The sequence below is a fragment of the Acidovorax sp. Root275 genome (assembly GCF_001428965.1).
Taxonomy (GTDB): domain Bacteria; phylum Pseudomonadota; class Gammaproteobacteria; order Burkholderiales; family Burkholderiaceae_C; genus Acidovorax; species Acidovorax radicis.
Window position 1 is genome coordinate 13469 of the sequence record NZ_LMJH01000006.1, and the last position, 480, is coordinate 13948.

1 protein-coding gene and 2 pseudogenes are annotated in these 480 nt (G+C 56.6%); all 3 read left to right on the forward strand.

What is annotated here, in order from left to right; genetic code table 11:
• Window positions 1-45: 45 nt before the first annotated feature.
• On the forward strand, window positions 46-231 hold a 186-nt coding region (locus tag ASE52_RS09185; RefSeq protein ID WP_241776968.1), incomplete at its 3' end, for a DUF4148 domain-containing protein.
• A 1-nt stretch (window position 232) separates the two neighbouring features.
• A pseudogene (locus tag ASE52_RS26255) lies at window positions 233-296 on the forward strand (DUF4148 domain-containing protein); the annotation flags it as partial.
• 82 nt (window positions 297-378) lie between these two features.
• Window positions 379-480, forward strand: a pseudogene (locus ASE52_RS26260) (DUF4148 domain-containing protein); the annotation flags it as partial.

The window sequence follows — 480 nt, forward strand, 5'->3', positions numbered from 1 at the left end:
TTCCGGTTTTTTTGAGCCGCTTTTTTAACTTCAAGGATTTTCATCATGAACAACACCGCACGTTTCCTCTCCATCGCCGCTGTGGCCGCTTTCGCTTCTTTCGGTGCCCAGGCCGACGAAGCCGATGCTTCGCAGTTCGCCACCAAGTTCGACACGAACCGCACCCGTGCTGAAGTGGCTGCTGAAGCCGCTACCGTGGCACAGACCCGCTCCATTGAGCCTGCTGGTTCGNTGTGCGTGCTCAGGCTGCGGATGCCGTGCGCACCGGCCAGATCCCTTCGGGTGAGCGTGGTTGATTCTTGTTGAATCCACGGTTCACACGTTTTCGTATTGCCAAGTACCTCGTCCCCATTTTTTGAATTTCACTGGAGTTTCACCATGAACAAGACCGCACGTTTCCTCTCCATCGCCGCCGTGGCCGCTTTCGCTTCTTTCGGTGCCCAGGCTGACGAAGCCGATGCTTCGCAGTTCGCCACCAAG